General features: G+C 61.7%; 17 protein-coding genes and 1 tRNA gene. 13 read left to right on the plus strand and 5 right to left on the minus strand.

The window, feature by feature from the left end; translation table 11 throughout:
* Positions 1–6: 6 nt before the first annotated feature.
* The 4 genes from ACT6VE_RS00535 to ACT6VE_RS00550 form a co-directional block, all read right to left on the minus strand.
* Positions 7–1,197: a restriction endonuclease subunit S gene (locus tag ACT6VE_RS00535; protein ID WP_444796683.1), complete on the minus strand. Its 1,191-nt coding sequence runs from the start codon at positions 1,195–1,197 to the stop codon at positions 7–9.
* On the minus strand, positions 1,194–2,693 hold the full coding sequence (locus tag ACT6VE_RS00540) for a type I restriction-modification system subunit M (protein WP_444796684.1): 1,500 nt from the start codon (positions 2,691–2,693) through the stop codon (positions 1,194–1,196). Before ACT6VE_RS00540 ends, ACT6VE_RS00535 begins: the two co-directional genes overlap by 4 nt.
* 27 nt (positions 2,694–2,720) lie before the next feature.
* Positions 2,721–6,137, minus strand: coding sequence for a DEAD/DEAH box helicase family protein (locus ACT6VE_RS00545; protein WP_444796685.1), 3,417 nt, complete (start codon positions 6,135–6,137; stop codon positions 2,721–2,723).
* A gap of 114 nt (positions 6,138–6,251) precedes the next feature.
* Positions 6,252–7,184, minus strand: a complete 933-nt coding sequence (locus ACT6VE_RS00550; protein ID WP_444796686.1) for a WYL domain-containing protein — start codon at positions 7,182–7,184, stop codon at positions 6,252–6,254.
* Positions 7,185–7,367: 183 nt separating this feature from the next.
* On the opposite strand from ACT6VE_RS00550, the gene ACT6VE_RS00555 reads away from it, so the two are divergent.
* The 13 genes from ACT6VE_RS00555 to ACT6VE_RS00615 all read left to right on the plus strand — a co-directional run bounded on the left by ACT6VE_RS00555 (position 7,368) and on the right by ACT6VE_RS00615 (position 25,303).
* Positions 7,368–8,501 carry a hypothetical protein gene (locus ACT6VE_RS00555; protein ID WP_444796687.1) on the plus strand — a complete coding sequence of 378 codons (1,134 nt, stop codon included), beginning with the start codon at positions 7,368–7,370 and terminating at the stop codon, positions 8,499–8,501.
* Positions 8,502–8,503: 2 nt separating this feature from the next.
* Complete coding sequence (locus ACT6VE_RS00560) at positions 8,504–10,777, plus strand: Mov34/MPN/PAD-1 family protein (RefSeq protein ID WP_444796688.1); 2,274 nt, start codon at positions 8,504–8,506, stop codon at positions 10,775–10,777.
* A complete protein-coding gene (locus tag ACT6VE_RS00565; RefSeq protein ID WP_444796689.1) occupies positions 10,774–11,934 on the plus strand; it encodes a patatin-like phospholipase family protein in 1,161 nt (386 codons plus the stop codon). The genes ACT6VE_RS00560 and ACT6VE_RS00565 overlap by 4 nt, the downstream gene beginning before the upstream one ends.
* 494 nt (positions 11,935–12,428) lie before the next feature.
* Positions 12,429–13,280 (plus strand): hypothetical protein, encoded by an 852-nt coding sequence (locus ACT6VE_RS00570; protein WP_444796690.1) that lies wholly within the window; start codon positions 12,429–12,431, stop codon positions 13,278–13,280.
* Between the two features lie 69 nt (positions 13,281–13,349).
* Positions 13,350–13,769, plus strand: coding sequence for a hypothetical protein (locus ACT6VE_RS00575; protein WP_444796691.1), 420 nt, complete (start codon positions 13,350–13,352; stop codon positions 13,767–13,769).
* Positions 13,769–15,463 carry a hypothetical protein gene (locus ACT6VE_RS00580; protein WP_444796692.1) on the plus strand — a complete coding sequence of 565 codons (1,695 nt, stop codon included), beginning with the start codon at positions 13,769–13,771 and terminating at the stop codon, positions 15,461–15,463. The genes ACT6VE_RS00575 and ACT6VE_RS00580 overlap by 1 nt, the downstream gene beginning before the upstream one ends.
* Before the next feature lie 92 nt (positions 15,464–15,555).
* Positions 15,556–16,545: a DNA cytosine methyltransferase gene (locus ACT6VE_RS00585; RefSeq protein WP_444796693.1), complete on the plus strand. Its 990-nt coding sequence runs from the start codon at positions 15,556–15,558 to the stop codon at positions 16,543–16,545.
* A 169-nt stretch (positions 16,546–16,714) separates the two neighbouring features.
* On the plus strand, positions 16,715–17,575 hold the full coding sequence (locus ACT6VE_RS00590) for a hypothetical protein (RefSeq protein ID WP_444796694.1): 861 nt from the start codon (positions 16,715–16,717) through the stop codon (positions 17,573–17,575).
* Complete coding sequence (locus tag ACT6VE_RS00595) at positions 17,565–18,200, plus strand: hypothetical protein (RefSeq protein WP_444796695.1); 636 nt, start codon at positions 17,565–17,567, stop codon at positions 18,198–18,200. Before ACT6VE_RS00590 ends, ACT6VE_RS00595 begins: the two co-directional genes overlap by 11 nt.
* A gap of 11 nt (positions 18,201–18,211) precedes the next feature.
* Positions 18,212–19,981 carry a type IV secretion system DNA-binding domain-containing protein gene (locus ACT6VE_RS00600; RefSeq protein ID WP_444796696.1) on the plus strand — a complete coding sequence of 590 codons (1,770 nt, stop codon included), beginning with the start codon at positions 18,212–18,214 and terminating at the stop codon, positions 19,979–19,981.
* 66 nt (positions 19,982–20,047) lie between these two features.
* Complete coding sequence (gene mobF / locus ACT6VE_RS00605) at positions 20,048–22,705, plus strand: MobF family relaxase (protein WP_444796697.1); 2,658 nt, start codon at positions 20,048–20,050, stop codon at positions 22,703–22,705.
* Between the two features lie 269 nt (positions 22,706–22,974).
* Positions 22,975–23,577, plus strand: coding sequence for a hypothetical protein (locus tag ACT6VE_RS00610; RefSeq protein WP_444796698.1), 603 nt, complete (start codon positions 22,975–22,977; stop codon positions 23,575–23,577).
* 79 nt (positions 23,578–23,656) lie between these two features.
* A complete protein-coding gene (locus tag ACT6VE_RS00615) occupies positions 23,657–25,303 on the plus strand; it encodes a recombinase family protein (RefSeq protein ID WP_444796699.1) in 1,647 nt (548 codons plus the stop codon).
* Here the strand turns inward: ACT6VE_RS00615 and ACT6VE_RS00620 are convergent.
* A tRNA-Arg gene (locus ACT6VE_RS00620) sits at positions 25,274–25,350 on the minus strand. The genes ACT6VE_RS00615 and ACT6VE_RS00620 overlap by 30 nt on opposite strands.
* Positions 25,351–25,491 lie beyond the last annotated feature (141 nt).

Below are 25,491 nucleotides of genomic sequence, written 5' to 3' on the forward strand. Positions count from 1 at the left end.
CTAGTCCTACAGGTCGCCGCAGAAGGCGCGTTGCGAAAGTGCAGGGAACAAGTCAGCCCCATATGTCAGCTTTTCCTTTGACCGAGCCACGCGATCCACAATGATCTGGAACTGCTGTTGAGCGGCCATCGGTGGCACTGGCATTTTGATCGCACCGGCGGCAGTCTGGTTGATCTTGAACGTCCCGTTCGTCGTCCGGGCAGCTTCACGGATTTGGTTTCTGACAAACGGACTATTCCAGATGCTCTCCAAGAACGCACGGGTCACCTTCTTGGGGTTTGGCTTGGCGGCGATCATCGTATCGGGGAAAGCAGTGCCGGGGATGTCCTGATCTGCATAGAACCCCTTACCAATCAGGTCCGGCGAACCGTTGCCGCGACAGATGTAGAAATCCGATGTGCTGACGGAATCTTTCGTAGAAATGGGTTCGAGGAATTTTCCCTCTTTTGCATAGCTGCTGTCGAATCGATCACCCGTGATCGCAGTCAAGGTCAGCACACGCGCGGTGACCGTACCACGGCTGGCTGGCGATATGCCGTTGCGGAGCGGGAGAGACAGTAGCGACCCGAAAGACTCGACTGGGTGGTTCATCGGGTTGTTACCGGGTTCACCAAACATATCAAGAAACACCGAGCGGACGAATTCATCTGCTAGGGTGAGGGCCTGTTCGCGCTTGCGACGGACGGCATCGGCCTTATCCAGAATCGCCGCGATTCGGCGTTGTTCATCAAGGTTCGGAAATGACACCACATAGGAGTCCAGTTCCGACTTCCTGATATTCTTGATGCCAACTCCCGACGAATTTCGCGTCCATTCGCGGAATTGCGGTGTCTGAAGGTAGTGAAACAGGTATCGCGGATCGCATTTGCCGAGCTTGGGCCTAACCACCGCGCAGAAGGCACCGAAGGAGCCAGTCCAATCTTGATCGGCAAACGCTGTCTTCCCAACAATCTCGGCGCTGCCTGACGACGTGCACATTACAATATCGCCACGGCGAAGCCGCTGTTTTTCCGATACCATACGCTCATGGACGTAGACGAGATCATCGTCAAGGATCAGATGACCTTGGATATTTCCCGCCCTCAATACGGGAGTATATCCGTCCCGAGGCAGTGAAACCGCGTCACCCTTGGAGAACGTAACGCCCCGAATGACATCGGCCTTGTCCGCCAGTGGAGAAGGAGACGTGGCGATCATCCGAGCAGTTCCTCAAGTTCCGCCAGATCAGACGCAATGTCGTCATTCAGCTTTTTCATCTGATCCAAAATCACCGCCGGGGCGTCGTAGTCCTGAGAAACGTGGTGCCGAACCTTGTACTTGCTCAGCGACAGGTCATAATTCGAATCCCTGATCTCCTGAGCCGACACGAAGAAGGCTTTTTGCGTCCGGTCGGTATCGCGGCCCGCTTCCTTGTTTCGCCATGCCGCCAGACATCCCGGCACATCGTCCTTGTCAGGGGTTGCATCCCGCTTGTCGTCGAGCGTGTAGCCGTCAAACTCGATATCATAGAAAAACACATCGTCCGTCCGCCCGCCCTTGGTGAACAACAGAATGCCGGTGGAGACCCCGGCGTAGGGCTTGAACACACCCGGGGGCAGCGAGATCACCGCCTCCAACTGGTTGTGATCAAGCAGCAGCTTGCGAAGGGCAACGTGGGCTGTCGAAGAGCCGAACAGAACACCGTCTGGCACGATGGTCGCCGAGCGCCCGCCGGTCTTGAGCATGCGCAGGATGAGCACGAGGAACAGCAGTTCCGTCTTCTTCGTCTTCACCTGACGCAAGAGCGAGGCGTGGACATCCTCAAAATCTAGTTGCCCCTTAAAGGGCGGGTTCGCCAAGATGACGTTGAAGCCTTCGGCCGCAGTCTTCGGGAACTTGTCGGTGAACCCGGCACTCAGCGTGTCCTGATAGTGGATGTCGGGATCATCGACGCCGTGCAGCATGAGGTTCATGGCCGCGATGCGCAGCATCGTGGCATCGAAGTCGAACCCGTGGAACATGGCGCTGCGGATATGCTCGCGGTGCGCTTCAAGCAGGTCGCCGGTGTAGGTCCTTTCCGTTTTCCCCGTCTCGGGATCGGTCTCTTCCAGAACGCCCTCGGGTGAGGTGTAGGTTTCGAGGAGATACTGCATCGCCTGAACGAGGAAGCCGCCGGTGCCGCAGGACGGATCGCCGATCACGTCGGTAGGCTTCGGTTCCAACATATCGACCATGAGCCGGATAATGTGACGCGGCGTGCGAAACTGACCGTTGATGCCGGCGGTCGTCAGCTTGCTGAGCAGGTACTCGTAAAGATCGCCCTTCGCGTCGCCTTCGGTAAGCGGCAGTTGGTCGATCATGCTGACCGCCTTCACCAGAAGGCTCGGCTTCTGGATCATGAGCTGCGCGTCCTTCATGAATTCCGCGAAGGCAGTGCCGCTCGTCGATGATTTCCTGAAATGCGGGAACACCTTGTCCCGGACCAAAGGCAGCATGGCGTCGGCGCCCAGGTGCCGGAATTGCGACCAGCGCAAGCTTTGCTCGTCGTCCGAGAACCGCTTCTGAAACGACTTGCCGGTCCGCTTCAAGCGGTTCTCGTCGCGCGTTTCGTTGATGTCGAGCAGGCGCGCAAACATGAGAAACGTGATTTGCTCGATCACGGTCAACGGGTTGGTGATGCCGCCCTGCCAGAATTCGGTCCAGAGGGCGTCCACCCTGCGCTTCAGATCACCTGTAATCATTTAGTGTTTCGTCCTTTCAGGGGATTCTTTTGTGCCCACGCTGGCCGCCAGGGGCGGCGCGAAGACGCTGAGGATGTCGAGAAGATCGTTGACCTCCTCCGGTTTTTCGAAGACACCGTCAAGGCCATCAGCATCCACCACGGTGAACGGCTGCTCGTAAAGGCGATCTACTGTGACGGAGCCGAAGCGGGCAATGTGGTTTTGGAGCAACCCGAGGAAGCGTGTCTGCTTTGCCGTTAGACTGGGATGTCGCCCCGCGAACTCGGCAAACCGTACGGCAACCGCTTCCGGGTCCAGCCCGACAATCGACCGGATCGCGAAATCCAACGGAAGCGCCGTGTCGGCAAAGAACTCTTCGAGCACGTCTCGGCTCGCATTCGGGCTTTGGATCAGGACGAGGGAAACAAGCGCTTCAATGTCGGCGTCGGAAACGGCTTCCCCCCCGCGTATCTTTTTGAGCGTCGGGTTCGTATCGAAGTGCCGCTTCAATTCGGCCTCGACGATCTGCTGGTATGCCTTCATGTCGACGGTCTTGAGGCTCGTCGCCCGCCGATTTGTCTGGAAGCCAGCGGCATCTTCCGTCACGTCGATGATCTTCGCCGGCAGCGGCGTGGCACCCTGGCGGTCTCGGTGATGCATGATTTCCCGGAGCGGTTTGCGAACCGACTCCAGATCGGCGACGGTTACGCCGTTCCAGAAATCGTCGGACTTCACCCGCTTGATGACTTCCGCTTTCTCTCGCACCGGGTTGAGGTGCATCTGGAGCGCCGAGAGTCGATCGAGCAGATCGATTTTCAGATCGGCTACGTCGGCAGAGCTTCGCAGCACTGCGATCTGGGCGCGCGCCATCAACAAATCCAGCGCGTAGGCGTCGCTCAACCCGCGAGTGTTTCGCCATTGCATTAGCGGTGCGATGACCTGTCGAAGCATCGCAACGGTCGCGGGCGCAAAGGCTTTGAGCGTTGCCGGTACTGCCACCGCGCGCTTCTCGCGCCACTTTTCGCGAACCGAGACAGATTCCTCGGGCAGCGCCTCGATGTCTTTCGCTATGAGCTCTATCACTTCGTCGAAGATCGCGACTTCGCTCATGCGGAGCGCCGTCTCTGCGAGCAGGACACGCTCTTCGAAAACCAACTGAAGCAAAGGCTTTGACTGACTCGGTTCAGCCGGACGGTAGCCCATTTCAAACCGTTCGAAATTGCCCCAATGATCGAATATCCGGAAAATTTTCTTGTCCTTGCCGGGGCCGAACAGATCGGGTTTCAACCGTGTTCCGCGCCCGATCATCTGCCAGAACTTGACAGGCGAACGGACTGGTTTGGCGAAGACAAGGTTCAGGATTTCCGGGATGTCGATGCCGGTATCGAGCATATCGACCGAGATCGCGATCGTTAGCTCGGAGTTTGCACCGTCACCCTTGAAATCGTCGATAAGCTGCTCCGCGCGTGGATCGTAATTGTCGATGACCTGACAGAAGCGCCCGCCGTACTGTGGATACATCTCATCGAACATCTGCCGCATGAGCACAGCATGTTGGTGGTTCCGCGCGAAGATGATGCTCTTGCCTGGAAGCTGGCTAGTGGCGTCACGCAGCCCGTTCTCCATGAGGTTCCTCAGGATCGCGCGGTTGGTGTCCTTGTTGTAGATAATCTTGTCGATCTGCTCAGCTGTGAAATCGTACTGCGCCGGGTCCTCGCCCTGTTCTTCAAGCTCTTGAATCTGCTCTTTTGTAAGAATGTCGAGCCTGATCCCCTCGCGCAGGAACTGAGTCGTATGCTCGAAGACTTCAAACGGCGTCAGGAACCCGTCCTGAACTGCCTGTTCAAGCTCGTAGTTCGCTGTCGGCAGCTGCCCTTCGCACCCAAAAAGGCTGAACGTGTTGCGTGACACGAAATCAATCGGCGTCGCGGTCAACCCGATCTGAAGGCAATCGAAGTAGTGAAACATGTCGCCATAGACATTGTAGATGCTTCGATGCGACTCGTCGGCGATGATCAGATCGAAGAACCCAACATCGAAGGACTGGTAGACCTTCTGCATGGCGGGATAGGTCGCGAGGAATATCCGTTCGCTCGCCGATTGGTTCACGCGCGAGCTGACGATGCGAACGGGCTCAGACAGGAAATCGCCGAAAGCGTTTTTGGCCTGCTTGCGCAGTTCACGACGATCACAAAGGAACAAGACACGCTTCACCCAGCCGGCGCGAATGAGCAATTCCGCTAAAGCTATTGCTACGCGGGTCTTGCCGGTGCCGGTTGCCTGAACGACGAGTGCTTTGCGATGGCTATCTGTAAACCGCTCGGAGACGCGCTTAATTGCCTCGACCTGATAAAGGCGATTGACGATGGCGACATTGGGCTCAAGCGAGTTTAGAGGCTTCCTGCCGGCCCGTTGAAAGTTCACAAGGTACTGCAGACTGTCCTTCGAATAGTAGCCAAAGACTTTCCGGGGGGGATAACCCAAAACGTCGTCCCACATCCAAATGTCGTAGCCATTGGTGTAGAATATAACCGGGCGTTGTCCGTGCATCTTCTCCAGGCCATCGGCATACAGTTTCGCTTGCTGCCTTCCTCGCTCCGGGTCCACCGCAGTCTTCTTAGCTTCTATAACCGCCAGAGGATTCCCGTTGTCGTCCCAGAGCACATAGTCGGCATAGCCAAAGCCTGACGCAGTGGGCTGATGTTTGACTTCAACCTCCTTGCCAACCTCCGCCGTACTGGTGTTCCCAAGGCCAACGTTCCAGTTGGCCGTTGCGAGCAGGCTGTCAATGATACGGGCACGGGTCGTCGCCTCATTGAACGCCAGCAGGTTGGCCGTTGCCGCGCCGGATGACGCCAGCGATTGAATCTCTTCAACCTTCTTTTCCGCTGTCACGGCGGCTTCGCGCGCGGCGTCTAGTTCGCGAAGAAGCGCTTCCATTTGTGCTTCTTGCGCGGCCAGCTTTTCCAGGACCTGGCGCTTCTCGCGCTTTAGCTGACCTTTGCTCTCATCGACAGCTTCCGCCATCGGTTGCACAAAGGCTGGGATCGAGGCTGCATCGCCTTTGCCAAACTGCACGAAAAGCCACCGGCCCAAGTCGAACGCTTCTTGAAGTAGCCAGAGAGCGCTTCGAACAGTCGCGGGTTCACCGTGCGCTGCCTTGTTACCGTGAATTCGAAGGGCGTGGAGCTTGTCGAGAACCACTTTCGGCGTAATGGCTACAAAAGACTGATTGGTCAGCAGATCAACGAAGGTCGGTCGCTCGGGCTTGGGCAAGCTCAATTCACGATAGATGTCCTTAGTAAGGTTCTCGGCAAAAAGCCGCAGCTTTACGAGCGCGCTCACGGGGTCGTCGTGCGCATACGCCTCGGCAAAGCCGCCAAGCGATGCGAGCTCCGGCCAAGCTCCGCGAAGGATTTCGAAGTTGCGAGATTTCATCGGAAAGCCTCCGACGGTGCGGATAAAATTGCTTCTTGAACTGCATTAAGTCTCGCAGCTTCGATTCCTTCGAAAGCCAAACGAAAGCCTCTCGCCAAGCCTTTGATACTGTTTTCAACCCGAACCATGATCACCCTTTGGGGCCTGCGGCCTTCCCCCCTCCTGATCAAAGAATTCCGCGTGTGCCAATGCCGATTGCACATCACTGTAGCTTGAAACGACTATATGTTGTCGCCGCGCGGGCTCCTTGGAGGCATCTCCCAATAGACCGAGTCGGCGAAGAACGTAAAACAGCATCGCGTATCGAACCGACAGGACACATTTGCCATCTGTCATTCCATAATCTTTAGCTACAACAATCTGCTGGCTGGGCGTGAGATTGGGATGGGGGACGATCTCAAAACTGAAATTCTCGTGCCAAAGCTTGTCATGGTCCCCCGACGCCCCTGACTCGCCCGGTACGCGGGCTTCCAGCGCCCGCGGCAGTAGGAAATCTTTAAATTTGCAGTCGATGTGGCAGAAGGCCCGCGCGTGCCAGCGAAAGCCGTCATAACCGAAGGCATGTGGCGTAATACGGCGCCAGATCGGATCGGGCCGCTGGTTGCTCATGGACTGGTACAGGATTTCGATCGACCGGTGGTCACGTACCGCTTCGAGCACGGCCCGTAACACGTCTGTATTAATGTCCCGCTTCGGAGTGAGGGCGATGTCCGTATTCGGCGGATTGGCGATCCAGGACTCAACGGGCATTGACAGCCCTTCGCCCAGCGAACGCAGCCGCGACAGGTAGGCATTGGGATCAGGCTTCAGAAAGCGCGGCTCGAAATCTTTGGCGGCGACGTATCGCTTGACGCTCTTATCGTACTCCACGTTCCCCGGCGCGCGCTCTTGGTAGAGCGAAAGGTCTTTGGAAGCCTGCGGCACCGACACGCCGAACACGTCGATGATGTCCGACCGGTTGACCCCGCCCTCCCAGAAAAGACGGAACTCGATGAATTCGAGCCGCTGCTCCACCCCCCACCGGATGCCGGGGTTTTCATTCTCCATTGTGACCACCATAAAAGGGTATAGAAACTATATTGACAGCGAAACTAGACGCGTATAGTTTCTTATCCCATCAGGAGGCCGAGGTCAATAGGATTTGGTGATCTTCCCCTCCCGTGACCGCCCGGCGCTGCCGCGACCAACACCGAACCGTCCCGGCAGAGCTGCGGACCACAGGAGAATAAAATGACTGCGAAGCTGACCTTCCACCCTCTCGGCAATGCCGACTGCACCCGGATTGATTTTGCCGACGGCAAGAAGATGCTGGTCGACTATGCCGATTTGCGGAACGACAACGACCCCTACGACAAGCGGAATGACCTCCCCATCGAACTGAAGGCCGACCTGCGGGCCGCCGACCGGGACAACTATGACGTCGTCTGCTTTACCCATCTGGACGACGATCACTGTTGCGGTGCGGGAGACTTCTTCTGGCTCGACCACGCCTTGAAGTACCAGGGCGAAGGCCGCATCAAGATCAAGGAATTGTGGGTCCCGGCTGCCGCCATCCTGGAGGATGGCTGCGAGGACAGCGCCCGGATTGTCCGGCAGGAGGCACGCCACCGGCTGCGCCAGGGCTCCGGCATCCGTGTTTTCTCGCGGCCGAATAAGCTGGCCGACTGGCTGGCGAACCAGGGCCTGTCGCTGGAGTCTCGGGTGCACCTCATCACCGACGCGGGTCAGGTTGTTCCTGGCTTCTCCAAGTACGGGACGGAACAGGCCGAATTCTTCATCCACAGCCCCTTCGGCTGGCGTCAGAACGAGAACGGGATTGTTGACCGAAATCAGGACAGCGTCGTCTTCCAGGCCACGTTTCTCGAGGGCGGCCGCGAGACTTATGCGCTGTTCATGTCGGACATCCACGCCGACTCCATCGACCAGATCGTCCTGACCACCAAGCGCCACGGGCGCGAGGACCGCCTGCTGTGGGACATTTTCAAGGTCCCGCATCACTGCTCCTACACGGCGATCGGCTGGACCAAGGGCGAGGATGAGACCGAGCCCACCGAGCACGTCGAATGGCTGTGCGAGACGCAGGGGCGCGAGCGCCACATCATGGTGTCGACCAGCAAGCCGATGCCGCTCAAGGGGACGGATGAAGACGCCGATGTCCAGCCGCCCCACCGGCAGGCTGGCAACTACTATAAGGGGGTCGCGCGTCGCGCCGACGGGTCGTTCAAGGTGACCATGGAATCGCCCTCGACGGCCCGGCCGAAGCCGCTGAGCATCGAGATCACGGGCCGCGGCGCGCAGCTACTGACCGCCTCGGCCGTGGCCGGCGCGGCCAGCATCATCTCCACCCCGGCGCGGGCGGGCTGAGGATGACCGCAGCGCTTCATCCCTGGTGGTCGGCCTTCGGCCAGCCGGTGGCACCGGACGCGGTCGCGCCCGATGCCGCGCGGGCGGTTATCGCGCATGTCGCCTCCGGCCGCGTGCCATCCGTCGCGCTGGTCGCCCCGCGGCAGTCCGACGATGGCGCCCTAGCAGCGCTTCACCTCGACATCGAGGTGGAACGCCCGCAGGACTTGGCCGCGCCGATCCACGGCGTGGAGCCGGTGGCCGTGGTGTTCGGGATGAGCGGCGAGCAGCCGGCGGTCCTGGCGCTGCGCCCTGATTTCCCGGAAACCATGCACCAGAACTGGACGCCGGACGACACGCCGCGTGCCTTGTGCATCGACGACCGGCCGTGGGCGGAAGCACGGCTGGCGTTCACGCCCGCTGACTTTATCCGCCGCATCCAGCTCTGGCTCGCCAAGGCAGCCCGCGGCGAGCTTCATGATACGGCGCAGCCGCTGGAACCCCTTTTCTTCCGCAACCCGGCGACCATCATCCTGCCGGCGGCGGCCCTGACACCGGCCGACCGTCCAACCGAACTGGTCGGCCATCTCCGCAACGAGCACGAGACGATCATCGTCACCGAGTTCGTGCGGCCGGGCGGGAACAGCCCTGATCCGCAGTTCGTGGTCGTCCCCCTGCGCGCTACGCCGCAGGGTATGCAGCGCCTGCAGCACGCCCCGCAGACCCTGGATGCGCTTGCGCAGCAGCTGCAGGGCTGCGGGATCGATCTTGGCGCTGAACTCCGCGCCCGCGTCATCGAATGGGCAGGGCTTGATGCCACGGCCGTCCGCCGCCTCCAGGCGCGGATCGCCCTTGTGGTCGCCTTCCCGGTCGCCGGGGACGACGGCCGTCAGGCCGATGACCTGCGCGCTTTCATCACCCATGATTCCACCGGGGATGTCGGAGCCGCCCTCGGCGTACTCGCGCGTAATGACAGCGACGTGGGCTCAGGCAGCGGCTATGTCAGGATGGTCGGCGTAGCCGCCGGCACGGCCGTGCCCGGCCTTCCCATCTCACCCGCCGATGTCCATCTGGGATTTGACCGCGCTGTCGGCGCGATGATCAGCGGGCAGGCCCAGCCGGACAGGCGCCGCTGTGTTCTAGTCGGCGCCGGCTCTCTGGGATCGCAGCTGGTGGTCAACCTCGCGCGCGAGGGCCGGTTCGATTGGACGATGATCGATCATGATAATCTGCTGCCGCACAACCTTGCTCGCCACGCGCTCTATCCGATCGATGTCGGCAGGCCCAAGGTCGTGGGCCTGGCGCACCGCGTCGGCGCCTTGCTCGGCGAGCCGGTCAGGTTCTTTCACGCGAATGTCCTCCATCCGCAAAAAGAGCTGGCAGCGGATATCGACGCCGCGATGGCCGGCGCAGAGATCATCATCGATGCCTCGGCCTCCGTCGCCGTATCGCGGCATCTTGCCGATCTGCCGCGCCACGGTGCCCGGCGCCTATCCGTCTTTTTCAACCCGGCCGGAACGGCGGTTGTGCTCTTGGCCGAAGGCGCCGATCCGGACATCACGCTGCGCGACCTGGAAGCGCAGTATCACCGCCTCGTCCAGAGTGATCCGCTGCTGGCCGCGCACCTTCGGGCCGAGGCGGGCATCCGGTACAGCGGCTCCTGCCGCGCCGCGACCAACCGCATCCCGGCTGGGCGGGCAGCGCTGCTAAGCGCGATTGCTTCCCAGGCGATCACCGACGCTCTTTCCGCCCCGCAGGCGGCCGTCCGCGTCTGGACGCTGGGCGACAGCCATACCGTCAGCCTGTCCGAACAGCCCGGCGCTTCGGTGCGCCGCATCGCCCTCGGCGACTGGACCGTGACGTACGACCAGGAACTCGCGCGCCAGATCGCCGCTCTCCGTGCGGCGGGCCTGCCGCATGAAACTGGCGGCGTTCTTCTCGGGATCACGGACACGAGCCGCCGCGCGGTTCACATCGTCTTTGCTTTGCCGGCACCGCAGGACAGCACGGGGAGCGTTACGGCTTTCGAGCGCGGCGTGTCGGGGCTGGCGGCTTCGGTCACGGCCGCCGCCGAACGGTCACTGCATCAGGTCCGCTATGTGGGCGAATGGCATTCCCATCCGCGGGGCTCGTCAACCCGCCCCAGCGCCACCGACATCCGGCAATTGTGCTGGCTGACCGACGAGCTGGAGAGCGAGGGCGTTCCCGCCCTGATGGTGATCGCGGGCGATGACGGAGAGCTGCGTGTTCTGCTCGCGGGCATGGACCTCCAACTGTCCGGCGGAGATGCCGCATGAACGATCTCACTGTGGTGCAGGACATCCAGAGCCTGTTCGCGGCCCACGCCGCGCAGGACGATTTCCTGCAGGCCGGCAAGCTGGAAGACACCATCGGCCTGTGCCTGTCTGGCGGGGGCTACCGCGCAATGATTTACCACGTCGGGGTCCTCATTCGCCTCAACGAACTCGGCTTCCTGCCGCATCTCGCGGAGGTCGCCAGCGTCTCCGGCGGCTCGATCACCGCCGGGCTGCTGGCGCTGCGCTGGCCCGCCCTGCGCTTCGATGAGGATGGCCGCGCAGTCAATCTCGACGCACTGTTCGTCTCGCCCCTGCTGCGTTTTGCCGGCAAGGGGATCGATATCAAGGCCGCCCTCTACGGCCTGCTGCCGGGCTGCAGCGCGGGCGACAGCCTTGTCCGCGCCTATGACCGGCATCTCTTCGAGGGGGCGTGTCTGCAGGACATCACCGATTCCCCGCGCTTCACCTTCATGGCCACGAATCTGCAAACTGGCAGCGGCTGGCGCTTCGGGAAGAGCTATGCGGCCGACTACCGCGTGGGCCTGATCGACAGGCCGGTGATTCCGCTGGCGCGCGTCGTGGCGGCGTCATCGGCCTTCCCCCCGATCCTGTCTCCGGTGCGTGTCGACCTGTCGGGCGAGTCCGTGCGGGCGACGGCCGGCGCCGACCTCCACCGGGCGCCGTTCACGACGACGGCCGTCCTTGCCGACGGCGGCATCTATGACAATCTCGGTCTCGAACGCGTGTGGAAGCGGTGCCGGACCATCCTGGTCAGCAATGCAGGCCGCACGATCCCCGAAGTTGGCCGCCCCAGCGGGCGCTGGATCGGCCAGATGTTCCGCACCCTCGGACTTATTCAGCAGCAGGCCGAGCACTCAAGGCGGAGAATCCTGTTCGGCATGGCCAACCGGGGACAGCGGCAGGTGGCCTACTGGAGCATCGATGCGGCATCTACCCACTATGCGCTTTCCGACGCCCTACCGCTCTCCGCTGACGAGGCAGTGGCCGCCGCTTCCCTGCGGACCCGCCTGAACCCGTTCTCCCCTGAGGAGCAACGCCTGCTGCTCAGGGCCGGCTATGCTGGGGCCGACGCGTCGCTACGCGCCCGCGGTATGGCACAAAATTCGCCGGCGGCCAGTTACGACTTCCTGCCCTGATACATGCAGCCTGCTTGGTTTGGCTTCGTCCGTAGTCCTCAATACACGAGGGCAACGGAAAACAGCGAAGCGACAGTCTGTTTTGGTTGTGCACTCGTGACAGTAACAAAATCCTGCTTGAGCCGCCGCGACTTGTTGTTACGCCTTTGCGTTACTCGCGGGATGTTCAGCTCGGCACGCACTCTAATTCACCGCCGCCGGATGGAGCCGCCTTCAAGGTCCGGTGGAGCTTTGATCAAAGAGGTTCTATTTCGTACCGCAGGTGCACAGGTGTGACTGCAACATTTTGAATCTTCCGGAAACAAATCGAAACGGCGGGAGCGAAGCTGTCGACCGATATTCCTGAACGGCAACCGCACGGCCCGCATTGGCGCCGACCATAGCGGAATGGAATATGCATAAAACTTTATTCGCTTTCGCAACGCGCTTTCCACAAGTGCGCTTTATCCGGATGCTGGGGCACCACCAGGTGATACCGACTGATGGAGGGAACATTGCGCGTCAGAAACCGGATTCTTCAATTGGATAGGGCCAATCGCCTGGAATACGCGACGGTGCCTCTGCCTGCGGAAGACGAGCAGCGGTTGATGCTGCTGCTCCCCGATATCCTTCGTCGTATCGCCGATCCTGACATCTTCGAGTTCGTGTGGCAGGACTCGCAAATCCGTATCGACGACGATTACATGGTTCATTATCCGACCGTGGAAGAATGGGAATGGGAGGAGGCAATGACTTGCCCTGTACCGCATCCGCGTGTCTGGATCGAAACCGCCGTCGCCGGCCCGGACGGCGCCAGTGATCGCGTCTACATCTGGGATGTCACGCGAGACGACGGACACGGATTTACGGCGACTCCGCTGGTGTTCGATCAGCAAGGCAACACCTTCTCCCACTTCGGCACCTATATCGTCGTGGCCCAGAACGATATCGACGATCTGGGTCGGCGTGGCACGGTTAAGGTCTTCAACGCGCTGACGCAATATGCCGACGACTATGAGACCGACGAGTTTTACGAGCACGCGAACATGCTGGCGCGCCTATTCCGGATACTGTGCCATCCCAAGGCCGTTGTGGAAGCGACGCCCGCTGACGAGAGCTTGAACCGGGAGCGCCGTCGCCGGGGTCGGGAGACCATCGCCCATCAGCGGACGGTGCGCATTTCCGAAGAGGCGTTTCAGTATCGGGGGTCGAATGCAGCAGGCGGGCATGCTTCTCCGAAAGAACATCATCGCCGGGCTCACAAACGCCGGTATGCGGATGGCCGGGAAACCATGGTTCGGGAATGCATTGTCAATCCTGGGCACGGCGGCGTTCCACCCTTGCCGCAGCATTTCTCCGTCGACTGATGCGGATATGCCGGTTCTGCGTTTGCGGCCGACGGTTTCCCGCACCAGCATGAGGGAGGGAGACCTGCGATGAACAAACGAAACGAGATGCAGAAGGCACGGGCGATCGTCGCGGCGTCATGCACCGCGCTTGGTCCGCTACCGGCCGCGCGCGTGCTGCGCGATCATCTTGCGACGATTGCCGGCTGGCGAAACCAGGGAGCAAGCTGGGACCAGATCGCCACGATCCTGAGCGACGCCGGCTGGCGCTCGAAATCAGGCGGCATTGTCAACGCGCAGATGGTCAGAGCAATGGTTTCCCGGATAAGGCGATCGCAGCCGGCACAATCGCGACCATCGATGGCCCTCGCGGCCGCTGCGCCAACTGCACCTGATGTACCCCGGTATTCCGCTCGAACCGACTCGCAAACGAACAGTCCGGCGAGCACTGATATCGCGGAGCGCATGCGACGTGCAGCCGCTTTAAGGTCCGGGAAGGATGATCGCTGATGCCGCGGGAACAGAACAGAAAAATTGAATCCGAAGATGAGTTGATCGAAGCTCTGAAGGAGGAAGCATTCGTCGCTGCTCTGAAGAACGCCTATCGGGAGCTTCTGACGATACAGGGGCGAAAGATGAGCTCCAGGGATTTCAGCGCCGCCTTGAGCGAGGTTGCCGGTGACCTGATGGCGACGGCCACGATATACCGTATGGACCGTGCTGCCGAGGTCTTGACTCCCAGGGTGTCGGCGATATCGGGACAGTTGGCGGAGCTTTCTAATTACTCGATCCAGTTCGTCAAGCGCTGGTTACAGCGTGTGACGAAACTCAACGCGGCGACGATAGAGGCGCTTCTCGGCGGGTTCCCGTTTGCCGACACGCAATACACCCCCATAAAGGCGAAGCAGAAGCTCACCACGACCCCTGTCGGACGATCCGCCTTTGTCCCGGGGGATGGCCGGCAACAACGCCAGGACCTGAAGCATCTCCTGAACGAGAGCCCGACGGGCCTCGTCGGGCCAACGATCCTGCCGAGCTTTATCGAAATGGTGTGTATGGAGGCGGACGCGGAAGTGCTGGCGGGCATGACTTCGGACCTGATCCGTCATCTGACGGCGCTGCCAGGCAGGGAAGTCTTGATACGGCATCTGGTTCGACACTGGTTTCCGGTCCTGATCGATATCTTCACGGAAGTCTTCCCAGCAAAACTTGCGGCCCTCGGGAACGAGATGGAAGACGACATAGATCGAGCGTCGAACATCTTCCTCGGGTTCATGGAGCGGGAGGCGCCATTGCTCTTCCGGGCGTTGCCTGTCTTACCCGGGTCGGTCACTGTCGCAAGCCGTCTGGCGGCCGGGATCATCGAGCCGATCCTGAAGGCGGGCGACCTTGGCGAGCGGCAGGCAGGACTGCGGCTCGTGGCAGCCAGAGACCCGGCCGGGTTCAAGGAGGCCCTGGAGGCGATCGTCGGGCGGATCGAGCAACAATACGACAAGGACATCAATCCAACAGGAATGGGCCGGCGCACGACCCGATCCAATTTGGCGCCGGCGACATGGACGCTGATCAACGACGTGCTCAACCGGATATGGCCGCCCGAAAACGGGTCGCTCACGAAATCAACCAGCACGCCGGTCTGCTCTATCGTCGAAGCGGCCCATACGCGTGGTGAACTCGAATTCAAACTTTTTGGATCGCCTACCGAGAAACTCCATGCCGGGCGCAACACCGGGATTGGGAACATCGGCGTTAACAAGACGGGCGTCCGGCGAGAACAGTTGCTCGTTCACGACCATATAAGAACGGCCGCCACCTATCGCAGCTCCAGATATCAGTTGAATTGCGTGTTGGCGTTTCTGGAGGGCGCGATTCGCGAGGTTCGTCGCCAGTCGGACGTGAACGATCAAGAGTCCCTGCGCTTGGAAGCGACGATCAGGATCGCTCGTCTATGGCGGGAAGAGATGGACTGGCGATTGCTGCACGGCGCCTATGAGAAAGAGCAGTGGCGAACGTCTTCGATGGCCTTCCCGCGTTTTCCGCAGATGAAGCCCACGCTGCCGATCGAGGAGCGCGTGGAAAAAATCGTGGTGGCCGCGCAGTCGCTTATCGATGAGATGTTGGCGAGCATAAGCAGAAAGCCGCCCGAAAGGGGGGCTGTGTCGGCGGAGAAAGCCGCGGACAGCGGCGTGAGTCGGTGTAAGTGACCCCGGTTCTGAAATTCCTGGAGTCGCCCCCCCGGTTTCCGGAATGAGCGGCGGCACGCTGTTCCTGTGCACTGATGCACCGGAGACCAGCAATGCAGACCAATCATATTGCCAGGACGCGCGATGATGCCGGCGTGCCCCCGCTTAGGGTTCTGAGCCTGTGCAGCGGCATCGGCGGCGACGTAGCTGCGCTCGAATGCGCGGGCATTCCCCATGACGTTGCGGCCGTGGCCGAAATCGACCCGATCGCCTCGGCCGTCCTTTCTCAGAAATTCCCAACAGCGCCGAACCTCGGCGACCTTACCCTTGCAGACTGGAGCAATCACCATGAAGCCATCGACATCCTCATCGCGGGCATCCCGTGCCAGCCGTACTCGGTCGCGGGGCGCCAGCGCGGCGTCGAAGACCGGCGTGACGTCACATCCGACGTCGTCAGGATCGTCGGAGACGTGCGTCCCCGCTACGTCCTCCTCGAAAATGTCGCGCAGTACGAAAGTCTCCACGGCGGCAAGGCGCTCGACGCGCTGCGCACCGGACTTGTCGGCTTCGGGTACACGATTGACCATCTCGTCATCGATGCCGCGCAAGTCCTGCCGCAGCGTCGAAAGCGGCTGTTCATTCTCGCATGTCGCGGAGATGCCGTCGGATCACCTTCTGAAATACTCGCTGACGCCGCGAGCGGCGGCTGGCGTGCTGAGGCGTGCGGAACGGCACGGCTACCGTCTGCCGATGCCGCTTCTGGAGGCGCTTCTGTCCTGCATCCGCCGCGGCTCGGCACATTGATGGCGAGCGGCTCGGGCATGAACCGGCCGGGCATGCGCGGGCACGAGCTGGACTTCTTGGTGGTGCAGGAGTTTCAGGGCCTGGGGCTGGTTGTGCGCCGTCCGACGCCGCTGGAGGCCTTGCGGGCACAGGGGTTTCCCGATGACTGGTTCGATGGTGTCTCGATTGCCGGCAAGGCGATGACCGATCTGCAGAAATACAAGCTGATCGGCAATTCCTGGCCGGTGCCGGTGACGGCGGCGATCCTTGCCGGCATCTACCGTAACCTGGAAGCGGGATGGCTGGCGCAGGCGGCCTGAGGGATGATGGTGCGCGGATCAACATGATCAACGGCCGGCGGGAAACCGCCGGCCGTTTTCCATTCTGGCATCGGCCTTCACCGATCGGGCAGGATTCCAGGAGTCGCCCCGGCAGTTTGTCCTGCCGATTGTGGCGGAATGCTTCTGTGCTCCAACCCAGGAGGTATCCATGAGCCAGAAGCAGAACAAGACCTCAAACGCATCCCTAGCCGCGGTCAGACCATCGCAACCGCTTGTAACCTTCGTCGGGTCAGACAAGGGCGGCGTCGGAAAATCCTTCATCACAACCGTACTCGCCGATCTGATTGAGGTAGACGCGATTGCGGCGACGATCGTGCAGATCGACGACCAGAACCGGTTGCCCGCGCTCTATCCGGGGCGGGTCACGACGGTGCTTCCAGCCAGCATGGACGATCTGCGGCGCGATCCGACAGCGATCGTCGCGGCGTTCGATCCCTTTTATTCCGCATTCGAGAGGGCGTTGGCATCCAGAGCACCGATGATCGTCGATATCGGCGGTCCGCAACAGACGGTGATCGAGGAATATCTGGCGCTGGTCGATCTGGACGCCGATCTAATCGAGGCGAGTATTGCTGTCCGCTGGCTGATTCCGACGACGGCCGAACCGGAGGCGATGCGGGGGGCGGTTCGCACCGCACATGCGATCGGACGCATCCTGCCTTCGGTGAAGCGCCATATCGTTCTCAACAGGAGGGACGGACCGTTTCGTTTCTATCCGAACTCGCCTGCCGACGTGCTCTGGAAGGGCGGGCTTGAACCGCTATGCGCCGAACTCGGCGCGATCGACATTCCGGCGATCGCGCCGGGATCGTGGCAACCGTTCGAGGCGGCCGGCAAGCGACCGATCGATGTCGTGGCGGCGGAGATCGACGATATCCGCGCATGGACCGGACGCAGCCGTCCGGCAGCAAAGGTTCTACGGGGCGACGTCGCGGCCTTCCTGGCGGCGGCAAAACTCTCCATGGCGAACGTCACCGGCAGCCGGGTGGAGGCCGCCGATGAACGCTGAATCGATGGAGGTCAAACTGATTGACCAACGGGCCTTTGGCGCCCGGATAAAGACCGCGATAGCGGAAGGTCAGGCCGGGCGGCGCGAGATCGCGTTGCAGCTTGCCCGTCTGCCGCTTGAGCAACTGGTGAAAGCCTTGCCATCGTCGATCGCCACGCTGGGACCGCAAGGCTTCGAGATGCTGGTATCGATGCGGCGGGATATTCCCGCCGGCGTGACAGGGCGGCCGAGCACTCTCGCGCCACTGGCTCCGCCGAAACCCGCCGCGACAACCCAGAAGGTGTGGCACCGTTGGCCGATATGGGTGGCATGCGCCGTCCTGCTTGCCGCTGGTCCTGTCTTTGACTGTTCATGGCCGCTTCTGGAGCGGATGGCTAGCGATGGCGCACGACCGATCCGGGTATCGACATGGCCATCATGCCGCAGGCTGGACGGACATGTCGACGGCTGCCTCTACCGGACCGGCAATCCCCGCACGACGCTCCGGCATCTCTCCGACCGGCTTGGCATGCCGGCCGAGGAACTGGCGCGATCCAACCGCCACCTGACTGCCACAGTCGATGCACCGCTTGCGCGCGGAACGTCGGTCGTCGTGTGGCGCTGGGTAGCGCAACTTTATCGATAGGAGGCGAGACCATGCATCTACATCCCCTCACGCCGCGCAAGCCAGAGCGGCTCGCATCCATCCTCTCCGCCATGACCGGATTTGTCATCGCTGCCACGGCGTTTGCGCTCGTGCTCACGCTGGCTCCACCAACCGCATGGCTGCATCATGCAGACAGGCCGGTAACGGCAAACCTCTCCTTCTTCTTCGGACTGCTTCATTCCGTTGTGTTCGCGGGGGCAGGCCATGGGCCACTCGATATACTGACGGGCCTTGTTGCTCTTCCGGAAAGAACGGTTCTTGCCGTCATTGACCTTGGTATCGGGGCGAGTCTTGCCGTGCGAGTGATCGCCGCTGGAATAATCGGCATCGTCGTCTATGCGAAACTTCACACCTCGATACTGGCGTCGGCGATCGCGGAGCCTGCTATCCAGCACATCGACGGTTTGCGGCTGCGGGCGGGTAGCGGGGCCTTGCGAAGCCTCAAGGCGGAATGGGCGCGCCGCTACGGCAACAGCGCGTCCGGCATCGCGCTTGTCGACGGCTTGTCGATGCCAAGACAGCTTGAAACGGAGCACATGCTTCTCGTCGGCGGAACCGGCGCCGGCAAAACGACGATCCTGCAAGGTATCCTCGACGGGGCGTTGAAACGCAACGACCGGGTGCTTGCGCTCGACGTGAAGGGGGACATGACGGCCCGCTGGCCTTCGGACGCGTTCGTACTGCTCTCCAGCGACGATAAAAGGTGCGCACGTTGGGATATCGGCCACGACATCCGCACGGCCGACGATGCGATGGAGTTTGCCATGGAGCTCATTCCAGAGACTTCCGATCCGTCCTGGAGCGCGGGTGCGCGACGGGTGCTGGCGGCGCTTGTCCAGGTTCTTCAGGCGAAGGCCACCGCCCGCCGTGCCGTATGGGGCTGGCATCATCTTGACGCGCTGCTGCAAAAGCCAGTCGCCGAGCTTCATGCCTTGCTCGCGGCGGATTACCCCGCCGAGGCGTCGTTCATCGACGTGACCAATGACGCGACACTGAAACAGGCTATGTCCTTCTATCTGGTCATGGTCGCCAACGCCGGCCAGATCGTGCGGGTTTGCGCAAAGGCGGGAAAGCAGAGGAAGGACAATCGATCCTTGTCGATCCGCGAATGGGCCACCGGTAGCGGAGCGAATGCCCTTCTGTTGCGCCAGTCACAGCGACAACCGCAGCTTTCGGCGACGATTGCCCGTCTGGTTCTCAAGATTGTGGCTGACGCTGTCGTCTCCGAAGCATCTCAGGAAGACCCTGCTCCGATCTGGATCGTCCTCGATGAATTGCCGCAGATCGGCCGTTGCGCCGCCGTCCCTCGGCTTGCGGCAATCGGGCGATCCGCGGGCGTTCGTCTCGTCGCGGCGATCCAGTCTCCAGCACAGTTGCGGGACATATACGGCCGGGAAACAGCCCAGGCGCTGGCCGACAATTTTGCGACGAAGATTGTCGGCAGGGTGTCGTCGGGGAGCACCGCGTCGGAAATCTCCGCGACCTGGATCGGCATGCGAAACGTGCGCTGGTGGGAGGAAACCGGGCGGGATGCAAATGGCCGTCCTCGTCTGGAACCGCGAACGAAAGACATTCCGGTCGTCGATCCAACGGCCCTGTCGAGCGGACTGGGCTTCCACGCCAATCTGGCAGGCCGGGCGGGCGTGCATGCGCTTGTCGTGGGGCATGGCGATATCGCCCGGCTCGCCTGGCCGGTCGGCCGCTGGCCTGTCCTGCGTCCGGTAAATCTCTATCGTGAGAACCCGATGCCTCCAAATTGATGGAGTCGCCCCCCCGGTTTGCGGAGCAGATGACGCGACCATCGTCTCATACACGGAGACGAGACGATGGTTGCGACCTGGAACCCGGCGGCGAGTGCCGGATACTATTCGAGACAGACAGCATACTACGCGAAGGAAGGCGACATCGAGCCGCGCGGGTTGTGGTATGCGCCGGCCGGCGATCACGGTGTGACCGATGGTGCTCTGGTGGATGCCGATATGTTCGAGCGGCTGTTCGCCGGCAAGGGTGCGGGCGGGCAGTCGCTGATCACGAATGGCGGCAGCAGGCTCGACCGGGTGCCTGCCTTCGACGTGACACTCTCGGCTCCCCGTTCAGTTTCACTCATCTGGGCGCTCGGCGATCAACAGACGCGGCAGGCGATTGAAGCGGCTCATGCCAAAGCGGTGCGGCAGACGCTGGACCTACTTCAGCGTGAAGCCGCCTTCGCTCGCCGTGGGCGTGGAGGCGAGCGGATCGAACGGGTGGCGCTGACGGCGGCAACATTCCGCCATGGCGAGAGCCGCCCAGCCGAACATACTGACGGTGCGATGTTTGCCGATCCGAACTTGCACACCCATTGCGTCGTGCTCAATCTCGCCACGCGCGGCGACGGTTCCGTCGGCGCGCTGCATTCGACGGTGCTCAGGGATTGGAAGATGGCGGCGGGAGCGGTCTATCACGCGGCCCTCGCAGCAGGCGTGATGGACGCGGGCCTCACCCTCGACCGTATCGGCAAGAATGGCACGTTCGAGATCGCCGGCATCGGCGGCGATGCCATCACATACTTCTCGGCCCGCCGGCAGGAGATCGTCGAAGAACTGGCGCAGGCCGGCGTTGAAAGCGGCAACGCTGCCGCATTGGCTGCGGCCGTCGCAAAGACCACGCGCGTCGCCAAGACAACCGGAAGCCTTTCCCGCGAGGAAGCCTGGTCGGCCGCAGCCTCGCGTATCGGCTTCGATGTCGAAGCCTCCCTGTCAGTGGCAGCGCACGAACTGAATGACCCGTCTCGCGAAACCCTGCTTGCCGAACGATTGGCGACGTTGCCCGCCCGACTTACGGAAAACCGCAGCGTGCTCGATCGCCGAGACCTCGTCCGCGCATGCGGCGAGGCTCTGGTCGGGACGGGTTTTGGTGCGGACTGCGTCGGGGCGGAGGTCGATCGGTTGCTCGCCGACGGTCTGTTCGTCGAGATCGGCCGCGACCGGCTGCACCTTCCGCGTTACTCGACACCGGAGATGATCCGGATCGAGCGCGAAATCGTCGAGATGGCGACCGGATTCGCCGCATCGCAAGGGTTCACCGTCGATCAGGAGAGGCTGGGAGCCGAGTGCGGCCGGAAGGGGCTGAGCCAAGAACAGACGGCTGCCGTCCTCGATGTGACCCTTCCGCAAGAGATCGCGGTTATCGAGGGCGCCCCCGGCACAGGCAAAACGACACTGCTGTCGCCGGCTGTGGAGGCCTGGAAGTACGCTGGCTATCGCATCGTCGGCGCTGCCACGGCGTGGCGCGTTGCCAACGCTCTGCGGGACGATCTGGGGATAGAATCGCGCGCTGCGACCTCCTGGCTTGCGATGGCCCGGCACGGCAAGCTTTTCCTCGACGCGCGCACGGTCCTGATCGTCGATGAGGCTGGCCTTCTGTCGTCGCGGGATATGCATGCTCTCCTTTCTCATGCGAAGGATGCCGGGGCGAAAGTTCTGCTCGTCGGCGACCGTGACCAACTCCAGGCGATCGGGGCGGGCTCCGGCCTGCGGCTTGTTGCGCATGCCGTTGACACAGCAAAAGTGAAGACGATCGTGCGCCAGCATGACCGCTGGGCTCGGGAGGCTGTAACCGCCTTTGGCGAGGGCAACGCGAAGGCGGCTCTCAACGCTTTTGCCGCGCAGGGCTTTCTGAAGGAAGTTGACGGCCAACTGGCGGCGATCCGCGCAGCTGTCGATCGGGTCGAGTATGCGCTGGTGGGCGAGCGTCCCGAGGCCACCCTGATACTCGCCAGAACCAATGCCGAGGTTGCGGCGATCGGTCGAGAAGTGCGGGGCCGGCTGAAGAGTCACGGAATTGTCACGGGGAACGACGTGGCTATCACGGCCGTCACGCCGTCCGGGCATGCCACCAGTCTGATGCTCGCCTCCGGCGATCGCATCCGGTTCCTAGCACGCAATGACGATCTGGGTGTCGTCAACGGCACGGTCGCGACGGTTACAGCCATCTCCGTGGTCGCCGAAAACGCGCCGTCGCAGTCTTCCGGCAACATCATGATCGATGCGCGGATCGGCGCTCGTACTGTCCGCTTCAGCACGGCTGATATCGCCGACGAGCAGGGTCGAGCAAAACTTGGCTGGGCCTATGCCTCGACTCTCTACGGCGCGCAGGGAGTGACGGTCGACATGGCTGCCGTTCTGCTGACACCGACGTTCGACAGGCACGATATCTATGTCGCCGCCAGCCGCGCCCGCAAGGAAACGTTGCTGGTCGTCGATCGCGCCCGCATCGATGCCGAAATGCGCGCAGGGACGAACGTACCGGATGAACCTCATCCAGCGAGCCGCCGCGAATGGCTGGCGGAGCGTCTCGCCGCAAAGCACGTCAAGGAAACCACGCTTGATGTCGCCGCGGCCTTCCGGTCCACGGCCAAAACTATCGGGCACGATGCTCCGGAACCAACTGCTCCTCCCCCGCGGCAGACCCGCCGTGCAGACCGGGGGATCGATCATGCGCTCTGATCCCGTCGACACGGCGTGTCCGACGACCCGCTACCGCCCAGGCGTTGCAAGGCCTGCTCGCCGGAAGGCCACGCGCGGCAACGATACGGACAAAAACCGATTCACTGTCACCAGCGACTGGCCGGCCCCCATTCCAGCGACGGGAGGCGAGGCCGCGGTGATCGAAACCTACCTTTCCCACTTGCTCGATGACCTGCTCACTCGTTGTGCGCCCGGTTCCCGCAGCGGGCGGGCCTGACCCTTCATCCCACTTCAAACAGGAGAATGACATGACCATTGCTATGGCCAGACTGAACACGTCCGCAGCTTCAAACGATCTTGCAGGCCACCGCTTGCGTGATGTCGTCAACGACACGAAATCCAGAGCATTCTGCGGGCCGACAGCAGTGGCGGCGATCACGGGAGAACCGGTGTCGCGTGTGCGCGATGCCTTCCGGCTTGTTCGCTATGGAACAAACTGGATACGCCGCCACCGCTCGCCGCCCATCATGGGGACATACACCCATGAAATCGAACGCGTGCTGCGGCTCTTCGGCTACGTGGGGGCATGGCACAAGGTTCCGGGGCGGCCGACCCTTGCCGCCTATCTTGAAGACCGGGGCGGCCTCCAGAGAACGCATCCATGCGTGGTGCGCGTCACCCGTCATGTCGTTGCCGTCAGCGGCTGGGTGTTCTGTGACACCGCCAGCAAGGGACAACTCGTTAATGCCGATGACGCTCCCGGCCGCCGCAAGCGCGTGAAAGACGTGCTCGTCATTACAGGACGCATTCCACCCGCTGCCCATATCCCGACGAAGGCCGCGCCGGCTCACGCTGACCGTCCCGCTTCACCGCGCGGGATGGTGGCGGACATGGCCGCTGCGGCGCGCTAATACCTGAATATTGCCGGCATCCGGGCTCCATCGCCCCGGATGACGCGTTAGGCTCGATGAAAATGAAGAGGAGTTCGACATGACCATGCCCCTTACCGCGATCGTGCCGGCCCTGCGCGCAGTAGCCTACCTGCGCGTCTCGACCGGCCGGCAGGCAGAGAACGATCTGTCGATCCCCGACCAACGCAATCAGATCGCGGCCTTCTGCCTTACCAAGGGCTGGCGTCTGGTCGGTGAATATGTCGAGCCGGGCGCGTCGGCGACCGATGACAACCGTCCCGAGTTCCAGCGCTTGATGGAGCGGGCGGCGGACAGCGACCGCCCCTATGACATCGTTCTCGTCCATTCCTACTCGCGCTTCTTCCGCGATAGCTTCGGGCTGGAGATGTACATCCGCCGCCTCGCCAAGGCCGATGTCCGGCTCATTTCCATCACGCAGGAGCTTGGAGACGATCCCGCCCAGGTGATGATGCGTCAGGTAATCGCACTGTTTGACGAGTATCAGAGCAAGGAGAACGCCAAGCATGTTATCCGCGCGATGAAAGAGAATGCCCGGCAGGGCTTTTATAACGGCTCGCCCGTTCCGCTCGGCCATCACGCCGTCGAGGTCGAGCGGCGCGGTAACAAGGCCAAGAAGCAGCTATCCATCGACCCGGTCGAGGCGGAGACCGTTCGCATGATCTTTCGGCTCTATCATACCGGCGATGGCAAATCCGGCCCGCTCGGCACCAAGAAGATCGTTACGCGGTTGAACGCGATGGGAGAGCGCACGAAACGCGGCGCCCGTTTCGGCGTAGGCACGCTGCACGGCATCCTCACGAACCGCACCTATATCGGTGAGATGACCTTCAACAAGCGGGACTCGCGCACGCTGAAAGCAAAGCCGGTATCCGAGCAAGTGATCGTGCCGGTGCCAGGGATCATCAAGCGCGATGAGTTCGAGGCGGTGCAATCGATGCTCAAAGTCAGGAATCCGAAGGTGACGCCGCCGCGCGTCGTGACGGGCCCTATCCTTCTAACGGGGCTCGCCACCTGTGCCACATGCGGCGGCGGCATGACGTTGCGTACGGGCACGTCGAGGAATGGCACTGTACATCGCTACTACACCTGCTCGAATGCCGCCCGCGCCGGCAAGAGCGCCTGCACGGGCCGCTCAATCCGGATGGATATGCTCGATGAACTAGTCGTCGAGCATCTATCAGATCGCCTTCTCACCTCGACCCGCCTCACCGAAATGCTCGCAGCTATCTCCGCCGGCCGTGCCGCCAAGGCCGCCGAGGTCGATAGCCGGATCATTCGTCTGCAAGGGGAACTAACGGAGGCCGAAACCCGCCTCAAGCGCATCTACACCATGATCGAGGAAGGGATCGCTGAAATGGACGACATCCTGCGCGATCGCGTCGCTTCTCTCAAGATCGACCGCGAGCGTATCCAGTCGTCCCTCGATCGCGCCCGAACGCATGCCGTGCCCGCCTCGGACATTCCGCCTGCCGTCGTCGAGGAGTTCGGCAGGATGATGCGCGAGAACATCACATCCGGCGACATTCCCTTCCGAAAGGCCTATATCCAGGCCGTCGTCGATCAGGTCGAGGTCGGGGACAAACAGGTCAAAATCATCGGAAGCAAGGCGGCCATCCATCAGGCTATGACTGGCAGCAAAAAAATTTGGCCCGGTGTTCGCAGTTTTGAACGGAAATGGCGCACCCGACAGGATTCGAACCTGTGACCTTTGGAATCGGAATCCAACACTCTATCCAGCTGAGCTACGGGTGCTTGCCTTAGGCGATGACTCGCCTGTCCGATGACAGGGTTCTTAGCCTAGCTGGGGGCGGGCTTCAATCGGGAAAATGCGGAAATCGGCGTTTCCGGTGGTCTTGAAAGGATAGAGCCGCCGGCGGGGTCGCGGGCGGCTCT

Origin of the sequence: Shinella sp. (genome assembly GCF_052438155.1) — a bacterium.
GTDB lineage: Bacteria > Pseudomonadota > Alphaproteobacteria > Rhizobiales > Rhizobiaceae > Shinella.